Below are 15,851 nucleotides of genomic sequence, written 5' to 3' on the forward strand. Positions count from 1 at the left end.
ATTGCTGGCACAACAGCAGTAGATTGCGTGTTTTGGCCCAATGTGTTGCAGCCAGGGAACAGCGGCGCTGGACATTTCCGACGGCTGATACAGGCCCGGAAAGGTTGGCGATGACGGCCCCGTCGATCCTGATATGTGGTTGACCGTGCAGGTGTCGCGCCAAGACGGCAATCCTGCGTCGCATAGGCGTTTGGTGACCCCGGCAGGATTCGAACCTGCAACCTGCCCCTTAGGAGGGGGCTGCTCTATCCTGTTGAGCCACGGGGCCACGCAAAAAGGCTTTACCCCGGCTTGCGCGCTTGAACAAGACCGGCGCTTGACGCAAGGTTGACCCAAGAGGTCATTCAGGAAACGCCAGCTTGAGCCGCAACGATCACCGCCCGCTGACCCTTCGCGACGTGTCCGAGGCGTCTGGCGTCTCAGAAATGACCGTCAGCCGGGTGCTTCGCAATCGTGGCGATGTGTCAGACGCGACGCGTGACAAGGTGCTGCGCGCGGCCAAGGCGCTGGGCTATGTGCCCAACAAGATCGCGGGTGCGCTGGCCAGCCAACGGGTCAACCTTGTGGCCGTGATCATCCCGTCCTTGTCCAACATGGTCTTTCCCGAGGTGATGACCGGGATCAGCCGCGTGCTGGAAGGCACCGATCTTCAGCCCGTCGTGGGGGTCACGGACTATCTTCCTGAAAAGGAAGAAAAAGTGCTTTACGAAATGCTGTCCTGGCGCCCCTCCGGGGTCATCATAGCGGGGCTTGAGCATTCAGACGCATCTCGCGCCATGATGCGCGCCTCGGGTATTCCGGTGGTCGAGATCATGGATGCCGATGGCACGCCCGTGGATGCGATGGTGGGCATTTCGCACCGCCGCGCCGGGCGCGAGATGGCCGAGGCGATTCTGGCGGGCGGATATCGGCGGATCGGGTTCCTGGGCACGCAGATGCCCCTTGATCACCGGGCCCGCAAGCGGTTCGAGGGCTTCACCCAGGCGCTGGCCAAGGGTGGGGTCGAGATGGCGGATCACGAATTCTATTCCGGCGGCTCTGCCTTGGCCAAGGGGCGCGAGATGACGCAAGCGATGCTGACGCGCTCACCTGATCTGGATTTTCTCTATTTCTCCAACGACATGATCGGCGCGGGCGGTTTGCTGTGGTTGCTGGAACAGGGCTATGACATACCGAACTGCATCGGTCTTGCGGGTTTCAACGGCGTGGAATTGCTGCAAGGCTTGCCGCGCCGCCTGGCCACGATGGATGCCTGCCGGGCCGAGATCGGGCGCCGCGCGGCCGAGATCATCGTTGCGCGCACGCGTGGGGAAGCGGCGGAGACCTCTGTCATCCTGAAGCCGCAGATCAGCTATGGCGATACGCTGCGTCGACCCTGACCGATGGGTGTTCCGCGTGTTTCCAACAGACTGGCACGGCGTCTTTTCCTGAACCGCCACGCCCTCTCCGGTGGCGCGGAAAGCCGGGGGACAGCCGGTCTTGCAACGCTGATCGAACGGCTGGGTTTCGTGCAGCTTGACAGTATCGCCACGGTCGAGCGGGCCCATCACATGATCCTGTTTGCGCGGCGGCCGGCCTACAAGCCTGCCGAGCTGGACCATTTGCTGACCGAGGACCGCAGGCTTTTCGAACACTGGACCCATGATGCGGCCGTGATTCCGACGCTGTTCTATCCGCATTGGCAGTTGCGCTTTGCCCGCGACGCCGAGGCGCTGCGCGGGCGCTGGCAACGCTGGCAGCGCCATGGCTTTCTGGAGCGGACAGAGGCGGTGCTGGAGCATGTCCGCCGCCATGGCCCGGTCTGTTCCGCTGATCTGCGCGGCGATGCCCCGCGCAAGGCGGGGGGCTGGTGGGACTGGCACCCGGACAAGACCGCGCTGGAATACCTGTGGCGCAGCGGCGATCTTGCCGTGAAGGGGCGCACGGGCTTTCAGAAATACTACGACCTGGCCGAAAGGGTCATTCCGGCCGCCCTGCGCGAGCAGCGCCCCGATCCCGCCCGAACCGTCGATTGGTGCTGTTCTGCCGCGCTGGATCGGCTTGGCTTTGCCACACCGGGGGAATTGGCCGCTTTCTGGGCTACGGTGACACCGGCCGAGACCCGGGCCTGGTGCCACGATCAGGCCCGCGCGGGTGAATTGATCGAGATCGAGGTGGAAACCGTGGATGGCGGTCATCGCCGTACCTTTGCCCGGCCGGACGTGATGCAGGACGCGACAGATGCACCCGCGCCGACCGGGCGTTTGCGGGTGCTCAGCCCCTTTGATCCGGCCTTGCGTGATCGCAAGCGGGCGGAAAGGTTGTTCGGGTTCCGGTACCGGATCGAGGTCTTCACCCCCGCGGCCAAAAGGATTTACGGCTACTATGTCTTTCCCCTGCTCGAGGGGGACCGCCTTGTCGGGCGCATCGACATGAAGGCGCATCGCAACGAAGGGGTCTTGCGTGTCACGGCCCTCTGGCCGGAACCGGCTGTTGCCTGGGGCAAGGGGCGACAAGCCCGGCTTGAGACGGAACTGGACCGCGTCGCCCGCTTCGCCGGATGCCACCGGGTCGAATGGCTTGAGGGGTGGCGGCGCGATGCGATCTGAGGCTGCACGGCCGCGCGACCGCTGGATTTGGATATTTGAGGCAAGAAGAAACGGGGGCGGAAGAAACAGGGGCGTTGGCTACAGCACCTTGATCACGTCCTTGTCGACCGCAAGCATATAGCCACGCCGCGTGATGTTCTTGACCAGAAGTTCGCTGACCATCTGGTTGCCCAGCGTGTCGCGCAGCCGCTTGATCCGGGTGGCGCCCGCGGCCTCGTCGCAATCGGCGGCATTGCGGCCTGAGACGATCGCCTCGATCTCGGCGCCGCTGAGCACATCATCGTCCAGACGCGCCTCGGCCAGAACGGACAGGGTTTCCATCGCCGCATCGGTCAGCTTGAAGCCCATGTTGTTGAGATAGACGGTGTTCTCCTCTCGGCTGATCAGCAAGGATGACACCTGTATTCCCGAACTTTCGATTTGCGCCATGCGCCTGTTCAATCCCACCAGCATGGCCAGAAGGGCGAGGGCGGCAATCAGCAAGGCCGATGCGAACACCAGCAACACGAAGATCGCCACCCGGTAGGAGGCCAGCGTTTCGGAAAAGGCCGTGCCGCTCTGGGCCAGGATTTCCAAGAGCTTGATTTCAGCCTCTGTGGTCAGATCGTCATTGGCGATGAACAGCGCCTCGACCTTCATGTTGAAGGCATTGGCATCCGGCAGGTTGCGAAACAGCAACACAGCCGTCACGCCGAGGATCGCAATGATCCCGGCCAGACCCAGGGTGACGATACGGTTTCCCGCGCGCCGCGCCTCAGAAGCGGAGGTAGAATTGTCCTGCACTGCGCTTTCTTTCTTCCAGGCCAGAGGCGTCGAACAGGGACAGAACGTTCAGCAATGTCCACCCATTCCTTTCCAGGCGCGCGGCGATTTCCGTGCGCGCCTGACCCTCGGAACATGCCCCGTCGATTTGCGCAACACCGTAATGCAGCCTTAGCGGATTGTCGCGCTTGGCCTTGTAATCGGCATAGCAGTCAGCGGCGCTGGCGCTGGAGGCAAACCCCAGCAGAAGGGCGGCGATCAGGGGAAGGCGTGCGTGTTTCATGTGGCATAGATGCGCCGATGCGCCCGGATATTCAATAACGCCGCGCATCGGGACCGCCTGTTATCGGATAACCTGGCGACGATATTGCCTGTCCCTTTGCGGTCAGCCCAGTCTTGGCCATGCGATCCGCCGCTTTCCGGAACGCCCTTCCCTCTCACGATCATCCGAACGGAGATCCCCAACAACGCAAAGGAATACGCATGGCACGGAAATTCATCGCCACGGTTCTGACAGCGGCGATCGTCATCGCCGGTTTCAACGCCGCACCGGCACGGGCCGATGGGCGCGAGCTTGCACAGGCCATCGCAGGCATTGCGGCAGTCGCCATCATTGCCAATGCGCTGAACGACAAGCGCAAGAAGGACGAGCCGCAGTTGGGCAGTCGCAACACCGGGTATGACCATGGCCGGCAACACGGCTATGTCCAGCCGCAACCGGAATGGCATGGCGGGCGTCACTTTGCCCCGCGCCCGCTGCCTGACCGCGTGGCGCGCAAGGCGCTACCCGCCGTCTGCCTGCAAACGGTCGAAGACCGGCGCGGCCGCGCCGTGGATGTCCTGGGCCAACGTTGCCTTGAGAACAACTTCCGCGGCGCGCGGCATTTGCCGCAATCCTGTGCCGTCGACATCCAGTCGCACCGTGGCTGGCGCAGCGGGTATGACGCAAGATGTCTGTCGCGCGCGGGTTATTCCATCGCCCGCCGCTGAACCGGTTCAGTGCGGGAACATGACCCGATCAGAACAGGGGGCCATCCGCATGGCCCCTTTTTTCATTGCCAATCTGGCAGATCTGCGGTTTCTGGCGGGCTATGAGCACACCGGATTTCAACCTTGAGGGCGCATTGATCGCGCAGGGCCTGACCCGGATCGCCGGTGTTGACGAGGTCGGGCGCGGCCCTTTGGCAGGCCCTGTAACCGCGGCCGCCGTGGTGCTGGACCCGGCGAAAATTCCCGAAGGTTTGAATGATTCCAAGATGTTGACAGCGCGACGTCGTGAAGCGCTGTTAGAGGTGATCATGGACAGCGCCGAGGTTTCGATCGCGCATGCCAGCGTCGAGGAGATCGATGCGATCAATATCCTGCGCGCCAGCCACCTGGCAATGGAACGCGCGGTTGCCGGGCTGCCACGGCCGCCTGAACATGTGCTGGTCGATGGCAACCTGATCCCGCGCGGATTGACCATTCCGGCGACAGCCATCGTGAAGGGGGATGCGCGCTGCCTGTCCATCGCGGCGGCCTCGATCGTGGCGAAAATCACCCGCGATGCGATCATGTGGGATTTGGCGCAACAGTTCCCCGGCTACGGCTGGGAGACGAATGCGGGCTATCCGTCAAAAAGCCACAGATTGGCGCTGCAAGATCTTGGTGTGACCCCTCACCATAGGCGTTCGTTCAAGCCGGTGCACAATATCTTGTATCAACATAAAAATGTAAGTGACTGATTCAAAAAAGAAATTGACCGCGAATCGGCTTTGACTCATCTTTGACCCAACCACAGAGCGCAAAAAGCGCCGGGGCAGAGGCAGAGAATGACGATAAAGACAGACACGAAGGGTGCCGCATCGCTGCCCCTTAATCAGATCCTTGCGGGCGATTGCATCGAGATCATGAACAGCCTTCCCGAAGGCTCTGTTGACCTGATCTTCGCGGATCCCCCTTACAACCTGCAACTGAAGGGCGATCTGCACCGGCCCGACAATTCCCGCGTGGATGCCGTGGATGACCACTGGGACCAGTTCGACAGTTTCGCAGCCTATGACCGGTTCACCCAGGACTGGCTGACAGCGGCGCGCCGTCTGCTCAAGCCGCATGGCGCGATATGGGTGATCGGATCCTATCACAACATCTTCCGCGTCGGTGCGGCGATGCAGAATGCGGGCTTCTGGCTGCTGAACGATGTGGTCTGGCGCAAGTCGAACCCGATGCCCAATTTCCGTGGCAAACGCTTTACCAACGCGCATGAAACGATGATCTGGGCCAGCAAGTCCGAGGGTGCCAAATACACGTTCAACTATGAAGCCCTCAAATCCCTGAACGAGGGTGTGCAGATGCGCAGCGACTGGGTGCTGCCGATCTGCACCGGGCATGAGCGTCTGAAGGATGACAACGGCGACAAGGCCCATCCGACGCAGAAGCCCGAAAGCCTGCTGCACCGCGTTCTGGTCGGGTCGACCAATCCGGGCGATGTGGTGCTGGATCCTTTCTTTGGCACCGGCACGACCGGCGCGGTCGCCAAGATGCTGGGGCGTGAATACATCGGGATCGAGCGTGAAGACGCCTATCGCCGCGTGGCCGAGAAGCGCCTGGCCAATACCCGCAAGTTCGACCGCGAGGCGTTGCAGGTCTCTGCCTCGAAGCGGGCAGAACCGCGCATCCCCTTTGGCCAGCTGGTCGAACGCGGCATGCTGCGCCCCGGAGAAGAGCTTTGGTCGATGAATGGCCGTTTCAAGGCCAAGGTGCGCGCAGATGGCACGCTGATCGGCGATGACATCAAAGGGTCCATCCACCAGGTCGGCGCCCATCTTGAGGGCGCGCCCAGTTGCAACGGCTGGACCTATTGGTGCTTCCGTCGTGACGGGCAGACGATCCCGATCGACCTGCTGCGCCAGCAGATCCGGGCCGAGATGGAAAACGGCCCCACCTGATCCCTTCAGGACCTACCGAACACCGCCGGTGTTCATGGCCTGACTTCATGAACACCACACTGCTCCGCCATTCTACGGCGGAGCTTTTTTACATCGGCTGGCACCCTTGTTGCCGTTACCGCGGCGGCGGGTTCAGCGCCTTGTTATAGGGCTTCCAGTCAGTGATTTCGGGGTAATACATCTCGCGCCAGCGGCGGACGTGGGGGTTCATGATGCGGCGCCAGACCGGCGGCACCAACGCCGCCAGGGTCATCAGGGGATAGCCATGCGGCAGTTGTGGCGCTTCGGCCTGGGTATAGGTTTGCAGCAGGGGAAAGCGCCGGTCGGGTTTGTAATGATGGTCCGAATGCCGTTGCAGGTTGATCAGCAACCAGTTCGAAGCCTTGTGCGCCGCATTCCAGGAATGCTGCGGTTTGACATGCTCGTACTTGCCGTCGCCAAGATGTTTGCGGGTCAGGCCGTAGTGTTCGATGTAATTGACCAGCTCCAGCTGCGAGATCGCGATCCAGGCCTGCCACAGGAACAGCGCCAGACCTGACCAGCCACCCAGCAGGAAGGCCAGCAGCAGCATCGCGCCTTGCAGCGCCCAATAGCGGAAGAACGGATTGGACAGATCCGTCCATGGCAGGTCGCGCCGCGCCAGCATCTCGCGTTCCGCCTTGAAGGCCGAGATCAGCGATTGCCGCAGCACGCGCCGAAAGAAACGGTGGAACCCTTCGTTGTAGCGTGCGGTCACCGGGTCGCGCGGGGTGCCGACATAGCGGTGATGCACCAGCAGGTGTTCCGACCGGAAATGCGAATAGAGCACCATCGCCAGCAGCAGATCGCCCATCGTCCGCTCTGTCTTGTTTTTCTGATGCATCAACTCGTGGCTATAGTTGATGCCCACGGTGCCGGTGATGACGCCCACGCCGAAGAACAGACCGATCTTTTCCAGGCTCGACAGATGGCCCGTATGGGTCACGTACCAGATCAGGCCGAACAGGGTCAGGAACTGCGCCGGGGCCCAGATCAGGGTAATGGCGCGATACCAGGTCAGCTTGCTCTCTTCGGTCGCGGGGTCTGCGTTTTCGGTGTTCAGACCCAGAAGCGCATCAAGCAGAGTGGTGAAATACCAGGTGACGAGCGGCAGCAGCAGGACGGTCCAGCCCCCCTGCACAGCACCCAGCCATGCCACGGGGATCAGCATCAGCGACATCCAGAACGGAAGGGCGCGGGTGATGCGGGTCAGATGATCGGCGGGGATGAACTGGGACATGCGTGGCTCGGTCAAAGGGTTCACGGGTTACATAACAGCGTCGAAGGACGGTCTTGCAAGGTCAAAGACCTTACGCATGACCGTGGGCAGATCCGATGGCCGAAAGGCGGCGACATCAAGGAATTCGCCGCGTTCGGGGCGCGACTCATGGGGAAGGGTCGCGATGCGGATCTCCAGCAGCAGGTGGAAATGGGTGAAGGTGTGGCGCGCTTCGGCGCCCAGCACCGTCCAGTCTGCCGCAACGGGCGGGGCCTCGGGCGGCGCGCCCTCGATCCAGTCCGAACCCGGCCAGCCCAGCATCCCACCCAGAAGCCCGCGATCAGGGCGTCGTTCCAGCAGCCATGCCCCATCCGCGCGCCGCGCGACATAGGCGATGCCGCGCCGGACGGGCTGCGCCTTTTTCGGGGTCTTGCGCGGCAGGTCCGTAGCCGTGCCCCGCGCCCTGGCCTGACAGGGCGCGCGCCAGGGGCAGATGCCGCAGGCGGGGTTGCGCGGGGTGCAGATGGTGGCGCCAAGGTCCATCACCGCCTGGGCATAGTCGCCGGGGCGGTCGGCAGGCGTCGATCTGGCGGCGGCGGCCGTCAATTCCGGTTTGGCGGCGGGCAGCGGCGTATGGATGTCGTGCAGGCGGGCCATGACACGTTCGACATTGCCATCCACCACGGTTTCCGCCCGGCCAAAAGCGATCGCCGCGATGGCCGAGGCGGTATAGGGCCCGATACCGGGCAGCGTCAGCAACCCTTCGCGGGTATCGGGAAAGACGCCGCCATGATCGGCCACGACGGTGCGCGCGCATTTCAGCAGGTTCCGAGCGCGGGCATAATAGCCAAGCCCCGCCCATTCCCCCATGACATCGCCATCCTCTGCCGCGGCCAGATCCGCCACGCCGGGCCAGCGGGTCGTGAAACGATGGAAGTAATCCTTGACCGCGGCCACCGTGGTTTGCTGCAACATCACTTCGGACAGCCAGACCCGGTAGGGATCGGGCCGCGCCCCGGCGCGGCTGTCTTCGGGTGGTACGCGCCAGGGCAGCGCGCGGGCATGGCGGTCGTACCACTCCAGCAGGCTGGCGGGCAGTGCCTGTGTCCGGTTGCCCGGCTGTGACGCGTCACGCAATGTTTATACCTCTTGATCCGCTTATTGGCTGGCATCGGTGCATATGCCCACTAGAATAGGGCAAGATCGAAGGATGCAAGACATGGCCGCACGGCGACCGACCGCACAGCAGTTCACACGCGCCGCGACCCTGCTTCAGGGGCAGATCCGCCGTGCCGGTGAATCGCGCGGTTTTGCCGTCACCCGTCTTCTGACCCACTGGTCCGAGATCGTGGGCGAGGATATCGCCCGCATCGCCCGTCCTGTCGATGTGTCCTATGGGCGGCAGGGCATGGGCGCCACGCTGTCCGTGCTGACGACAGGCGCGCAGGCCCCGATGCTGGAGATGCAGAAGGAAAGGCTGCGCGAGAAGGTGAACGCGGTCTATGGCTACAACGCCATTGCGCGGATCCGGATCACGCAGACGGCCCCCACCGGCTTTGCCGAAGGTCAGGCTGATTTCAGCCACGCCCCCAAGATGCCCGCAGCAATCCAGCACGATCCAGTCGTGACCCGCACGGCCAGCGCCGTGGCGGAAGGTGTGGGTGATGAAAAACTGCGCGCAGCGATTGAATCACTGGCGCGGAACGTTCTATCCAAGTCGAAACATTGAGGGTGCGGGCCGATGCGGCCCTGACCCCCCGAAGGAAAGGTGACAAACATGAATCGCAGAACCGCCCTGATCGGCATGTCCGCGCTGGCCCTTGCTGCCGGCGGCTGGTCGCTGACCCGCACATCGACCGGGGGCATGCCTGACTTGGGCATGGCGCATGCACAAACCGCTGATGTCGACACCTCGGGCATCGTCGAGATGGTGATGGGGGCCGAAGATGCGCCGATCACGATGATCGAATACGCCTCTTTCACCTGCCCGCATTGTGCGAATTTCCATAACGGCCCGCTGAAGCAGCTCAAGGCCGATTACGTGGATACGGGCAAGGTGCGCTTCATCTATCGCGACGTCTATTTCGACCGGTTCGGTCTTTGGGCGGCGATGGTGGCGCGCTGCGATGCGTCGAAGTTCTTCGGCATTGCCGACCTGCTTTACGCGCAGCAGTCCGAATGGATCGCAGGCGGTGGCGACCCTGCCCTGATCGCGGAAAACCTGCGCAAGATCGGTCGTGTCGCGGGTCTTGAGAATGACCAGCTTGAAGCCTGCCTTGCCGACAACGCGAACGCACAGGCGCTTGTCGCCTGGTATCAGGCCAATGCCCAGGCGGATGACGTGAACTCCACCCCGACGCTGATCATCGACGGCGAAAAGCATTCGAACATGGCCTATGCCGATCTCAAGGCAATTCTGGACGAGAAACTGGGCGAATGACAGACGCACCGCTTGCCGGACTGAAGGTGGTTGAACTGGCCCGCATCCTGGCCGGCCCCTGGGCCGGTCAAACGCTGGCCGACCTGGGCGCCGATGTCATCAAGGTCGAAGCACCAGAGGGCGATGACACCCGCCAGTGGGGCCCGCCTTTCATCGAGCGCGACGGCGACAAATCCGCCTCGTATTTCCATTCCTGCAACCGGGGCAAGTCCAGCGTGACAGTGGATTTCCGCACGCCCGAGGGCCAGGAGAAGGTGCGCGAACTGGTGCGCGACGCCGATATCCTGATCGAGAATTTCAAGCTGGGCGGGCTGGTGAAATACGGGCTGGATTATGACAGCCTGTCGGCGATCAATCCCGGCCTGATCTATTGTTCGATCACCGGGTTCGGCCAGACCGGGCCCTACGCGCATCGCGCGGGATATGACTATATCATCCAGGGCATGTCCGGGCTGATGTCGATCACCGGCGAGCCTGACGGACAGCCGCAGCGCGTGGGCGTGGCGGTGACGGATATTTTCACGGGCGTCTATTCCGTGGCGGGCATTCTTGCCGCGCTCTACCAGCGCAGCCGCACCGGGCGGGGGCAGCAGATCGACATGGCGCTGATGGATGTGGCCGTGTCGGTGACCGCCAACCAGGCCATGAACTATCTGACGACCGGCACGCCGCCAGGGCGGACGGGGAATTATCACCCCAACCTGACCCCCTACCAGGTGTTCGATTGTGCCGACGGGCATATCATCATCGCGACGGGCAATGACGGACAGTATCAGCGGCTGTGCCAGCTTCTGGGGCTGGACTGGATGATGACCGATCCGAAGTTCCTGAAGAATGCCGACCGGGTCGCGAACCGGCCCGAGATGATCGCGGCTCTGAGCGCCGAGACCGCCAAGCGCAGCAAGGCCGACCTGCTGGCCGGATGCGAGGCCAGCGGCATTCCGGCGGGGCCGATCAACGACATGGCCGAGGTCTTTGCCGATCCGCAGGTCATTGCCCGCGGGATGAAGATCGCACCGGGCGGCATCCCCGGCGTGCGGGGGCCGATCCGGTTCTCGGATGCCGAGCTGGCGCTGGACCGGCCCGCGCCGAAGCTGGGTCAGGACAACCCCGGCTGAGGCGTTGGCACTACTTGAGTATTTGGGGAAAGATGAAAAGGGCCGGTGTCTACTGGCCCTTTTTCATTGGCCGGATCAGGCGCGCAGCCTTCGCAGACGCTCGCGCAGCGCATCGGGCTGATCCAGTGTCAGGCGCACGGGCAGGGTGATGACCTTCTGGCGAAAGGCCGCAGGCAGGCGCACGGCGTCTTTCTCGGTGGTGACAAGCTGCGCGCCGCGCAGCTTCGCCTCGTTCTCGAGCCGGGTCATCAGGGCGGTGGTCAGGGGCTGATGATCCTCTAATGCCTCGGCCCGGACCAGATCCGCGCCAAGCCCGCGCAGGGTGGCAAAGAACTTTTCCGGATGTCCTATCCCGGCAAAGGCCAGAAAGGGCGTATCCGTCCAGGTCATGCCGGTTTGCAGGGGTTCCAGCCTGGCGGTGAAATGCGGCACCGCGATCGCCTTGGCCCAGGTGTCGGAAAAGCCCGCCTGCGCCACGTCAAGGCCGATGGACAGGACCAGGTCGGCGCGGGCCAGACCCACGCCAACAGGTTCGCGCAAGGGGCCTGCGGGCAGGCAGCGGCCATTGCCGAAGCCCTTGGCGGCATCGACCACGACGATCGACAGGTCCTTGTGCAACGCGGGGTCCTGAAAACCGTCATCCAGCAGGACAACATCCGCCCCCGCCGCCACGGCCGCCCGTGCCCCCGCCACGCGGTCGCGCGCGATCCAGGTATGGGAGAAGGCCGCCAGCAGCAGCGGCTCATCCCCGGTCTGGGCCGCGTTGTGCAGCCTTGGGTCCACCTCGACCGGGCCGGTCAGGCTGCCGCCATACCCGCGCGAGACGACATGCGGTTCAAGATGCAGGTCGCGCAGCAACTGGATCAGCGCGATCACTGTCGGTGTCTTGCCTGTCCCGCCCGCATTCAGGTTGCCGACGCAGATCACCGGAACCGAGAGGCGCGCGGGCTTGCCCTGCGCCAGGCGCCGCGCCGTGCCGCGCGCATAGACCTTGCCCAATGGCGTCAGCAGACGTGCCATCAGCGCGGGACGGTCCGGTGGGGTGAACCAGAAGCCGGGCGCGCGCATCAGGAGGCCGCCCTGAGATCAAGCGTGTCCTGGATCATTTCCATCACCCGATCCGTCACCTCGGCGCCTGCCGTTGCCACCTCCCACGCCGTATGGGCCATCGACGCGGCCTGATCGGGCGCCGTCAGCAAGGTGATGGCCGCAGCCAGCGTTTCGGCATCGCGCACCAGCCGGGCTGCGCCCGCGCTGGACAGGCGCGCATAGGCTGCCATGTGGCGGCTGACGTTGGGACCGTAAAGGATCGCGGACCCAAGACCCGCCGGCTCGAACGGGTCCTGCCCGCCATGTCCGGGTTCAAGCGAGCTGGCCATGAAGCTGATCGGTGCGAGACGATACCATAGCCCCATGTCCCCGCGCGTATCGGCCACGAGGATCTGGGTGGTTTCGTCCGGGTATTCGCCCTGCGACCATTGCGCGGTGCGCCAGCCGTCATTGCGCAGGCTTTGGGTGAAGGCGTCGCCCTCGGCCGGATCATCCGGGACAAGGATCAGCAGGCGGCGGTGCGCGCTGCGCAGCGCCGCGCGATGCGCGGCCTGGATCATCTGGACTTCGCCGGGTTGCGCCATGGCGGCCAGCCAGACGGGGCGGCCATCCAGGACACGGGCCATGCGATCGCGCGCCTTTTCATTGCACGGCAGGGCCGCGCAGCCTTCCATCAGGGGGCCGGTAATGGTGATGGCCCCGGCAGGCACACCCAGTTTCAGCAACCGGTTTGCGGAATTGCCGGTGCTGGCCAGAATCCTGTCGAAATGGCGCAATGTGACCTTGGACAGATCCGGCAGCCAGCGCCAGCGGCTTGCATCAAGGCCTGACTCGTCTGCATCGATCAGGAACATGGGCACCTGACGCTCGGCCGTGGCGTCAAGCAGGGCGTGACGCAATTGCCCCCCGGTCCAGAGGCACAGATCGGGCCGCCACCGGTCCAGGAAGGCCCGGGCGAGGTCGTGGTTCTCGTCCGGCGGGGCGACGGGGATCACGAAACTCTTGGGTTGTTGTGGCAATGCCAGGTCCGGGGCAAGCGTCAGCAGCAGATGCAGATCCGGCCGCTGCGCGCGCAGGCGCGTCGTGATCTGGATCAGGGCCGCGGCGCGGGTTTCGCTGGTGGCATGCGCCCAGATCACCTCGCCTTCGGGGCGGGCGACCTGTTGATCGGACGGGCCGACAGCGGGTCGTGCCTGTCCGATGCGGCTGCGAGACAGGCTCAGGTAGGCGGAAAGGCTGACGGATCGCGCCATGACGCCTCAGCCGATCTCCCGCGTCGGGGAAGATTCCTTGCCTTCGTCCAGCATGCGGTGAAGATGGGTAATGAAATAGCGCATATGCGCGTCATCGACCGTGCGCTGCGCCTCGGCCTTCCAGGCACGGTAAGCACTTGCATAATCGGGAAAAATCCCCACGACATGCAGCTTGTCCACATCGCGGAATTCGGTACTGCCGGGCGCGTTCAGTTCGCCGCCGAAAACTAGATGCAGGCGCTGGGTCATGAGGCTCTCCCGTGGGGGTTTGTGTGCTTTCGCGGGCAAGGTAAGCGCTGGGGCGGGGGGGCGCAAGTTTTGCAGCGCGATCGCCGCGTTCTATCAGCCGGGCCAGGGCGCCAGGCGATCGGCCAGGGCGCGGTGCAACCTGTCGCCTGCGGCCAGCACGCCGTTGACCTGCGGGTGCGGGTTGTTGAAACGCAAGGCGGCGCCGGTGCGGTCGGTGGTGCGGGCGCCGGCCTCTTGCAGGATCAGCGCGCCAGCGGCGATGTCCCATTCCCAGCTGGGGCGCAGGGTCAGCATCGCGTCAAATCGCCCCTCGGCCACCAGGGACAGCCGATAGGCCAGCGAGGGGCGGTGATGCCGCTCCATCGCGGGCACCGCGTTGCCGCGCCAGTTGCCGGGATCATAGACCGGACGCGCGGCCAGCATCGACGCCCCACTGATCCCATCGGGGGCAGAGGCGCGGATCGGGTTGCCATTGAGACAGGCGCCCTGACCCGCCGCAGCGGTATAAAGCTTGTTCTTGAGCGGCAGGAACACAACGGCCGCCGTGATCTGCCCGTCCTCGGCCACGGCCAGGGAATGCGCCCAGGTCGCGCTGCCGTCGATGAAGCTGCGCGTGCCGTCGATCGGATCCACGATGAAGACGCGCGCGCGGTCCAGACGATCGGGGCTGTCGGGTGTTTCTTCGGACAGCCATCCGTAATCGGGCCTTGCCCCGGTCAGCCGTTCGCGCAACAGCCGGTCAACGGCCAGATCAGCCTCGGTCACCGGGCCGGCACCTGCGTCCTTGTCCCAGCGTTTGGCCGTCGGACCGCTGAAGCTGGTGGCAAGCTGGCCCGCGGCCTGTGCCGCAGCGATCAGCAGGTCAAGGTCAGTCGCCGGCAAGGGTCATCCCTTCAACCAGAAGCGAGGGCACAACGCGGCTGAGGTGCAGACGCGCATCATTGGCGGGCAAGATCCGGCGCAGCATGTCGCGCAGATTGCCTGCGATGGTGCATTCGTTGACGGGATAGGCGATCTGCCCGTTCTCGATCCAAAGTCCCGATGCCCCGCGCGAATAATCCCCGGTGTTGGGGTTGATGGTCGCGCCGATCATCGAGGTGACAAGAAGGCCGGTGCCCATATCGCGGATCAGGTCGTCACGGCTAGCGCTGCCCTGTGTCAGGGCCACGTTCCAGTTCGACGGTGACGGCGGGGCCGATGTGCCGCGCGCCGCGTTGGCGGTGGATTGCATCCCCAGCTTGCGCGCAGTGGCCAGATCCAGCGTCCAGCCGGTCAGAATCCCGTCCTGCACGATGGCACGGCGCTGTGTCGGCAGCCCTTCGGCATCGAAGGGGCGCGAGGCCGTGGCGCGCGGGCGCAGCGGATCCTCGATCAGCGACAGGTGGTCAGGCAGCACGGGTTGACCCAGCGCGCCCAGCAACCAGGACGAGCCGCGCGCAATGGCGCTGCCGTTGATCGCCGCCAGAAGATGCCCGATCAGCGAGGATGAGATGCGTTCATCGAACAGAACCGGGTAGGTGCCTGTCTTGGGCTTGCGCGCGCCCTGGCGTTCCACCGCGCGGTGGCCCGCGCTTTGGCCGATGTCTTCGGGGCTGCGGAGGTCGGACTGAAAGATACGCATGTCGCCGTCGTAATCGCGTTCCATGCCGGTTCCGGTGCCGCTGATGGCGACGCAGCTGACCGATCTGTCAGACCGTGAATACCCGGCGGAAAAGCCGTTGCTGGCCGCCAGGTGCACATGGCGCAGGCCGTAGCCCGCGCTGGCTGATTGCACCTGCGCCACGCCCTGCACCGCCAGCGCCGCCGCTTCGGCGCGGGCAGCGTCATCCTGAAGGGTGGCGGGATCGGGTTCCGGTGTGGGGTCGCACATTTCAAGCGCGGCGATGTCCCAAGCCCGCGCAAGCTGCGCCGGATCGGCCAGACCGATATAAGGATCAAGCGGCGCCTCGCGCGCCATGGCGACGGCGCGTTCCGCCATGGCCGCCAGCGTGGCGGGGCTGACATCCGAGGCCGAGACATTGGCCTGCCGTTGTCCCACCATGACGCGCAGGCCCAGGTCGATCCCTTCGGACCGCTCTGCCTGTTCCAGCACACCGCCGCGCATGTCGATCGCCAGGGATGTGCCCTGCACCGCCATGGCATCGGCGGCATCGGCGCCCGCGCGGCGCGCGGCATCCAGCAGGGCCGATGTCAGGGTGTCCAGCGGGGGAATGGTCATGGGTTGCTC

The 15,851-nt window shown here is 64.4% G+C and carries 17 protein-coding genes and 1 tRNA gene; 8 read left to right on the forward strand and 10 right to left on the reverse strand.

From position 1 onward, the window contains the following. Positions 1-191 precede the first annotated feature (191 nt). A tRNA-Arg gene (locus ACFQ3C_RS18530) sits at positions 192-268 on the reverse strand. 91 nt (positions 269-359) lie between these two features. On the opposite strand from ACFQ3C_RS18530, the gene ACFQ3C_RS18535 reads away from it, so the two are divergent. Together ACFQ3C_RS18535 and ACFQ3C_RS18540 are read left to right on the forward strand one after the other, a co-directional pair. Continuing rightward, the gene (locus ACFQ3C_RS18535) at positions 360-1,379 is read left to right on the forward strand and encodes a LacI family DNA-binding transcriptional regulator (RefSeq protein WP_380795079.1); all 1,020 of its coding nucleotides are present in this window, start codon (positions 360-362) and stop codon (positions 1,377-1,379) included. 3 nt (positions 1,380-1,382) lie between these two features. Further along, positions 1,383-2,588 (forward strand): winged helix-turn-helix domain-containing protein, encoded by a 1,206-nt coding sequence (locus ACFQ3C_RS18540; protein WP_380795081.1) that lies wholly within the window; start codon positions 1,383-1,385, stop codon positions 2,586-2,588. Positions 2,589-2,666: 78 nt separating this feature from the next. Here ACFQ3C_RS18540 and ACFQ3C_RS18545 read toward each other — a convergent pair whose 3' ends face one another. After that, entirely contained in the window at positions 2,667-3,371 is a 705-nt protein-coding gene (locus tag ACFQ3C_RS18545) for a winged helix-turn-helix domain-containing protein (RefSeq protein ID WP_380795084.1), read from the reverse strand. Then, on the reverse strand, positions 3,343-3,633 hold the full coding sequence (locus ACFQ3C_RS18550; RefSeq protein ID WP_380795086.1) for a hypothetical protein: 291 nt from the start codon (positions 3,631-3,633) through the stop codon (positions 3,343-3,345). Before ACFQ3C_RS18550 ends, ACFQ3C_RS18545 begins: the two co-directional genes overlap by 29 nt. A gap of 200 nt (positions 3,634-3,833) precedes the next feature. On the opposite strand from ACFQ3C_RS18550, the gene ACFQ3C_RS18555 reads away from it, so the two are divergent. The 3 genes from ACFQ3C_RS18555 to ACFQ3C_RS18565 all read left to right on the forward strand — a co-directional run bounded on the left by ACFQ3C_RS18555 (position 3,834) and on the right by ACFQ3C_RS18565 (position 6,277). Continuing rightward, on the forward strand, positions 3,834-4,340 hold the full coding sequence (locus tag ACFQ3C_RS18555) for a hypothetical protein (RefSeq protein WP_380795089.1): 507 nt from the start codon (positions 3,834-3,836) through the stop codon (positions 4,338-4,340). 101 nt (positions 4,341-4,441) lie between these two features. Beyond that, on the forward strand, positions 4,442-5,074 hold the full coding sequence (locus ACFQ3C_RS18560) for a ribonuclease HII (RefSeq protein WP_380795092.1): 633 nt from the start codon (positions 4,442-4,444) through the stop codon (positions 5,072-5,074). A gap of 87 nt (positions 5,075-5,161) precedes the next feature. Beyond that, positions 5,162-6,277 carry a site-specific DNA-methyltransferase gene (locus ACFQ3C_RS18565; RefSeq protein WP_380795095.1) on the forward strand — a complete coding sequence of 372 codons (1,116 nt, stop codon included), beginning with the start codon at positions 5,162-5,164 and terminating at the stop codon, positions 6,275-6,277. 115 nt (positions 6,278-6,392) lie between these two features. Here the strand turns inward: ACFQ3C_RS18565 and ACFQ3C_RS18570 are convergent, their stop codons facing one another. Next, entirely contained in the window at positions 6,393-7,535 is a 1,143-nt protein-coding gene (locus tag ACFQ3C_RS18570) for an alkane 1-monooxygenase (protein ID WP_380795098.1), read from the reverse strand. A gap of 27 nt (positions 7,536-7,562) precedes the next feature. Then, entirely contained in the window at positions 7,563-8,651 is a 1,089-nt protein-coding gene (locus ACFQ3C_RS18575; RefSeq protein ID WP_380795101.1) for an A/G-specific adenine glycosylase, read from the reverse strand. A gap of 82 nt (positions 8,652-8,733) precedes the next feature. On the opposite strand from ACFQ3C_RS18575, the gene ACFQ3C_RS18580 reads away from it, so the two are divergent. From ACFQ3C_RS18580 to ACFQ3C_RS18590, 3 genes are read left to right on the forward strand one after another with little or no spacing between them, the layout of a single operon-like run. Further along, positions 8,734-9,243, forward strand: coding sequence for a DUF721 domain-containing protein (locus ACFQ3C_RS18580; protein WP_380795104.1), 510 nt, complete (start codon positions 8,734-8,736; stop codon positions 9,241-9,243). A 48-nt stretch (positions 9,244-9,291) separates the two neighbouring features. Next, positions 9,292-9,954, forward strand: coding sequence for a DsbA family protein (locus ACFQ3C_RS18585; RefSeq protein ID WP_380795106.1), 663 nt, complete (start codon positions 9,292-9,294; stop codon positions 9,952-9,954). Continuing rightward, complete coding sequence (locus tag ACFQ3C_RS18590; RefSeq protein WP_380795108.1) at positions 9,951-11,072, forward strand: CaiB/BaiF CoA transferase family protein; 1,122 nt, start codon at positions 9,951-9,953, stop codon at positions 11,070-11,072. Before ACFQ3C_RS18585 ends, ACFQ3C_RS18590 begins: the two co-directional genes overlap by 4 nt. Positions 11,073-11,147: 75 nt before the next feature. On the opposite strand, the gene lpxK is transcribed toward ACFQ3C_RS18590, so the two are convergent. The 5 genes from lpxK to ACFQ3C_RS18615 all read right to left on the reverse strand — a co-directional run bounded on the left by lpxK (position 11,148) and on the right by ACFQ3C_RS18615 (position 15,842). Continuing rightward, on the reverse strand, positions 11,148-12,140 hold the full coding sequence (lpxK, locus tag ACFQ3C_RS18595) for a tetraacyldisaccharide 4'-kinase (protein WP_380795110.1): 993 nt from the start codon (positions 12,138-12,140) through the stop codon (positions 11,148-11,150). Further along, positions 12,140-13,375, reverse strand: coding sequence for a 3-deoxy-D-manno-octulosonic acid transferase (locus ACFQ3C_RS18600; protein ID WP_380795112.1), 1,236 nt, complete (start codon positions 13,373-13,375; stop codon positions 12,140-12,142). The genes lpxK and ACFQ3C_RS18600 overlap by 1 nt, the downstream gene beginning before the upstream one ends. Positions 13,376-13,381: 6 nt before the next feature. Next, on the reverse strand, positions 13,382-13,624 hold the full coding sequence (locus tag ACFQ3C_RS18605; protein WP_380795114.1) for a DUF4170 domain-containing protein: 243 nt from the start codon (positions 13,622-13,624) through the stop codon (positions 13,382-13,384). Between the two features lie 93 nt (positions 13,625-13,717). After that, complete coding sequence (locus tag ACFQ3C_RS18610; RefSeq protein ID WP_380795117.1) at positions 13,718-14,506, reverse strand: inositol monophosphatase family protein; 789 nt, start codon at positions 14,504-14,506, stop codon at positions 13,718-13,720. Beyond that, positions 14,493-15,842: a TldD/PmbA family protein gene (locus tag ACFQ3C_RS18615; RefSeq protein ID WP_380795119.1), complete on the reverse strand. Its 1,350-nt coding sequence runs from the start codon at positions 15,840-15,842 to the stop codon at positions 14,493-14,495. The genes ACFQ3C_RS18610 and ACFQ3C_RS18615 overlap by 14 nt, the downstream gene beginning before the upstream one ends. Positions 15,843-15,851: the final 9 nt, after the last annotated feature.

The organism is Seohaeicola saemankumensis, assembly GCF_042678485.1.
GTDB classification, from domain to species: Bacteria; Pseudomonadota; Alphaproteobacteria; order Rhodobacterales; family Rhodobacteraceae; genus Seohaeicola; species Seohaeicola saemankumensis.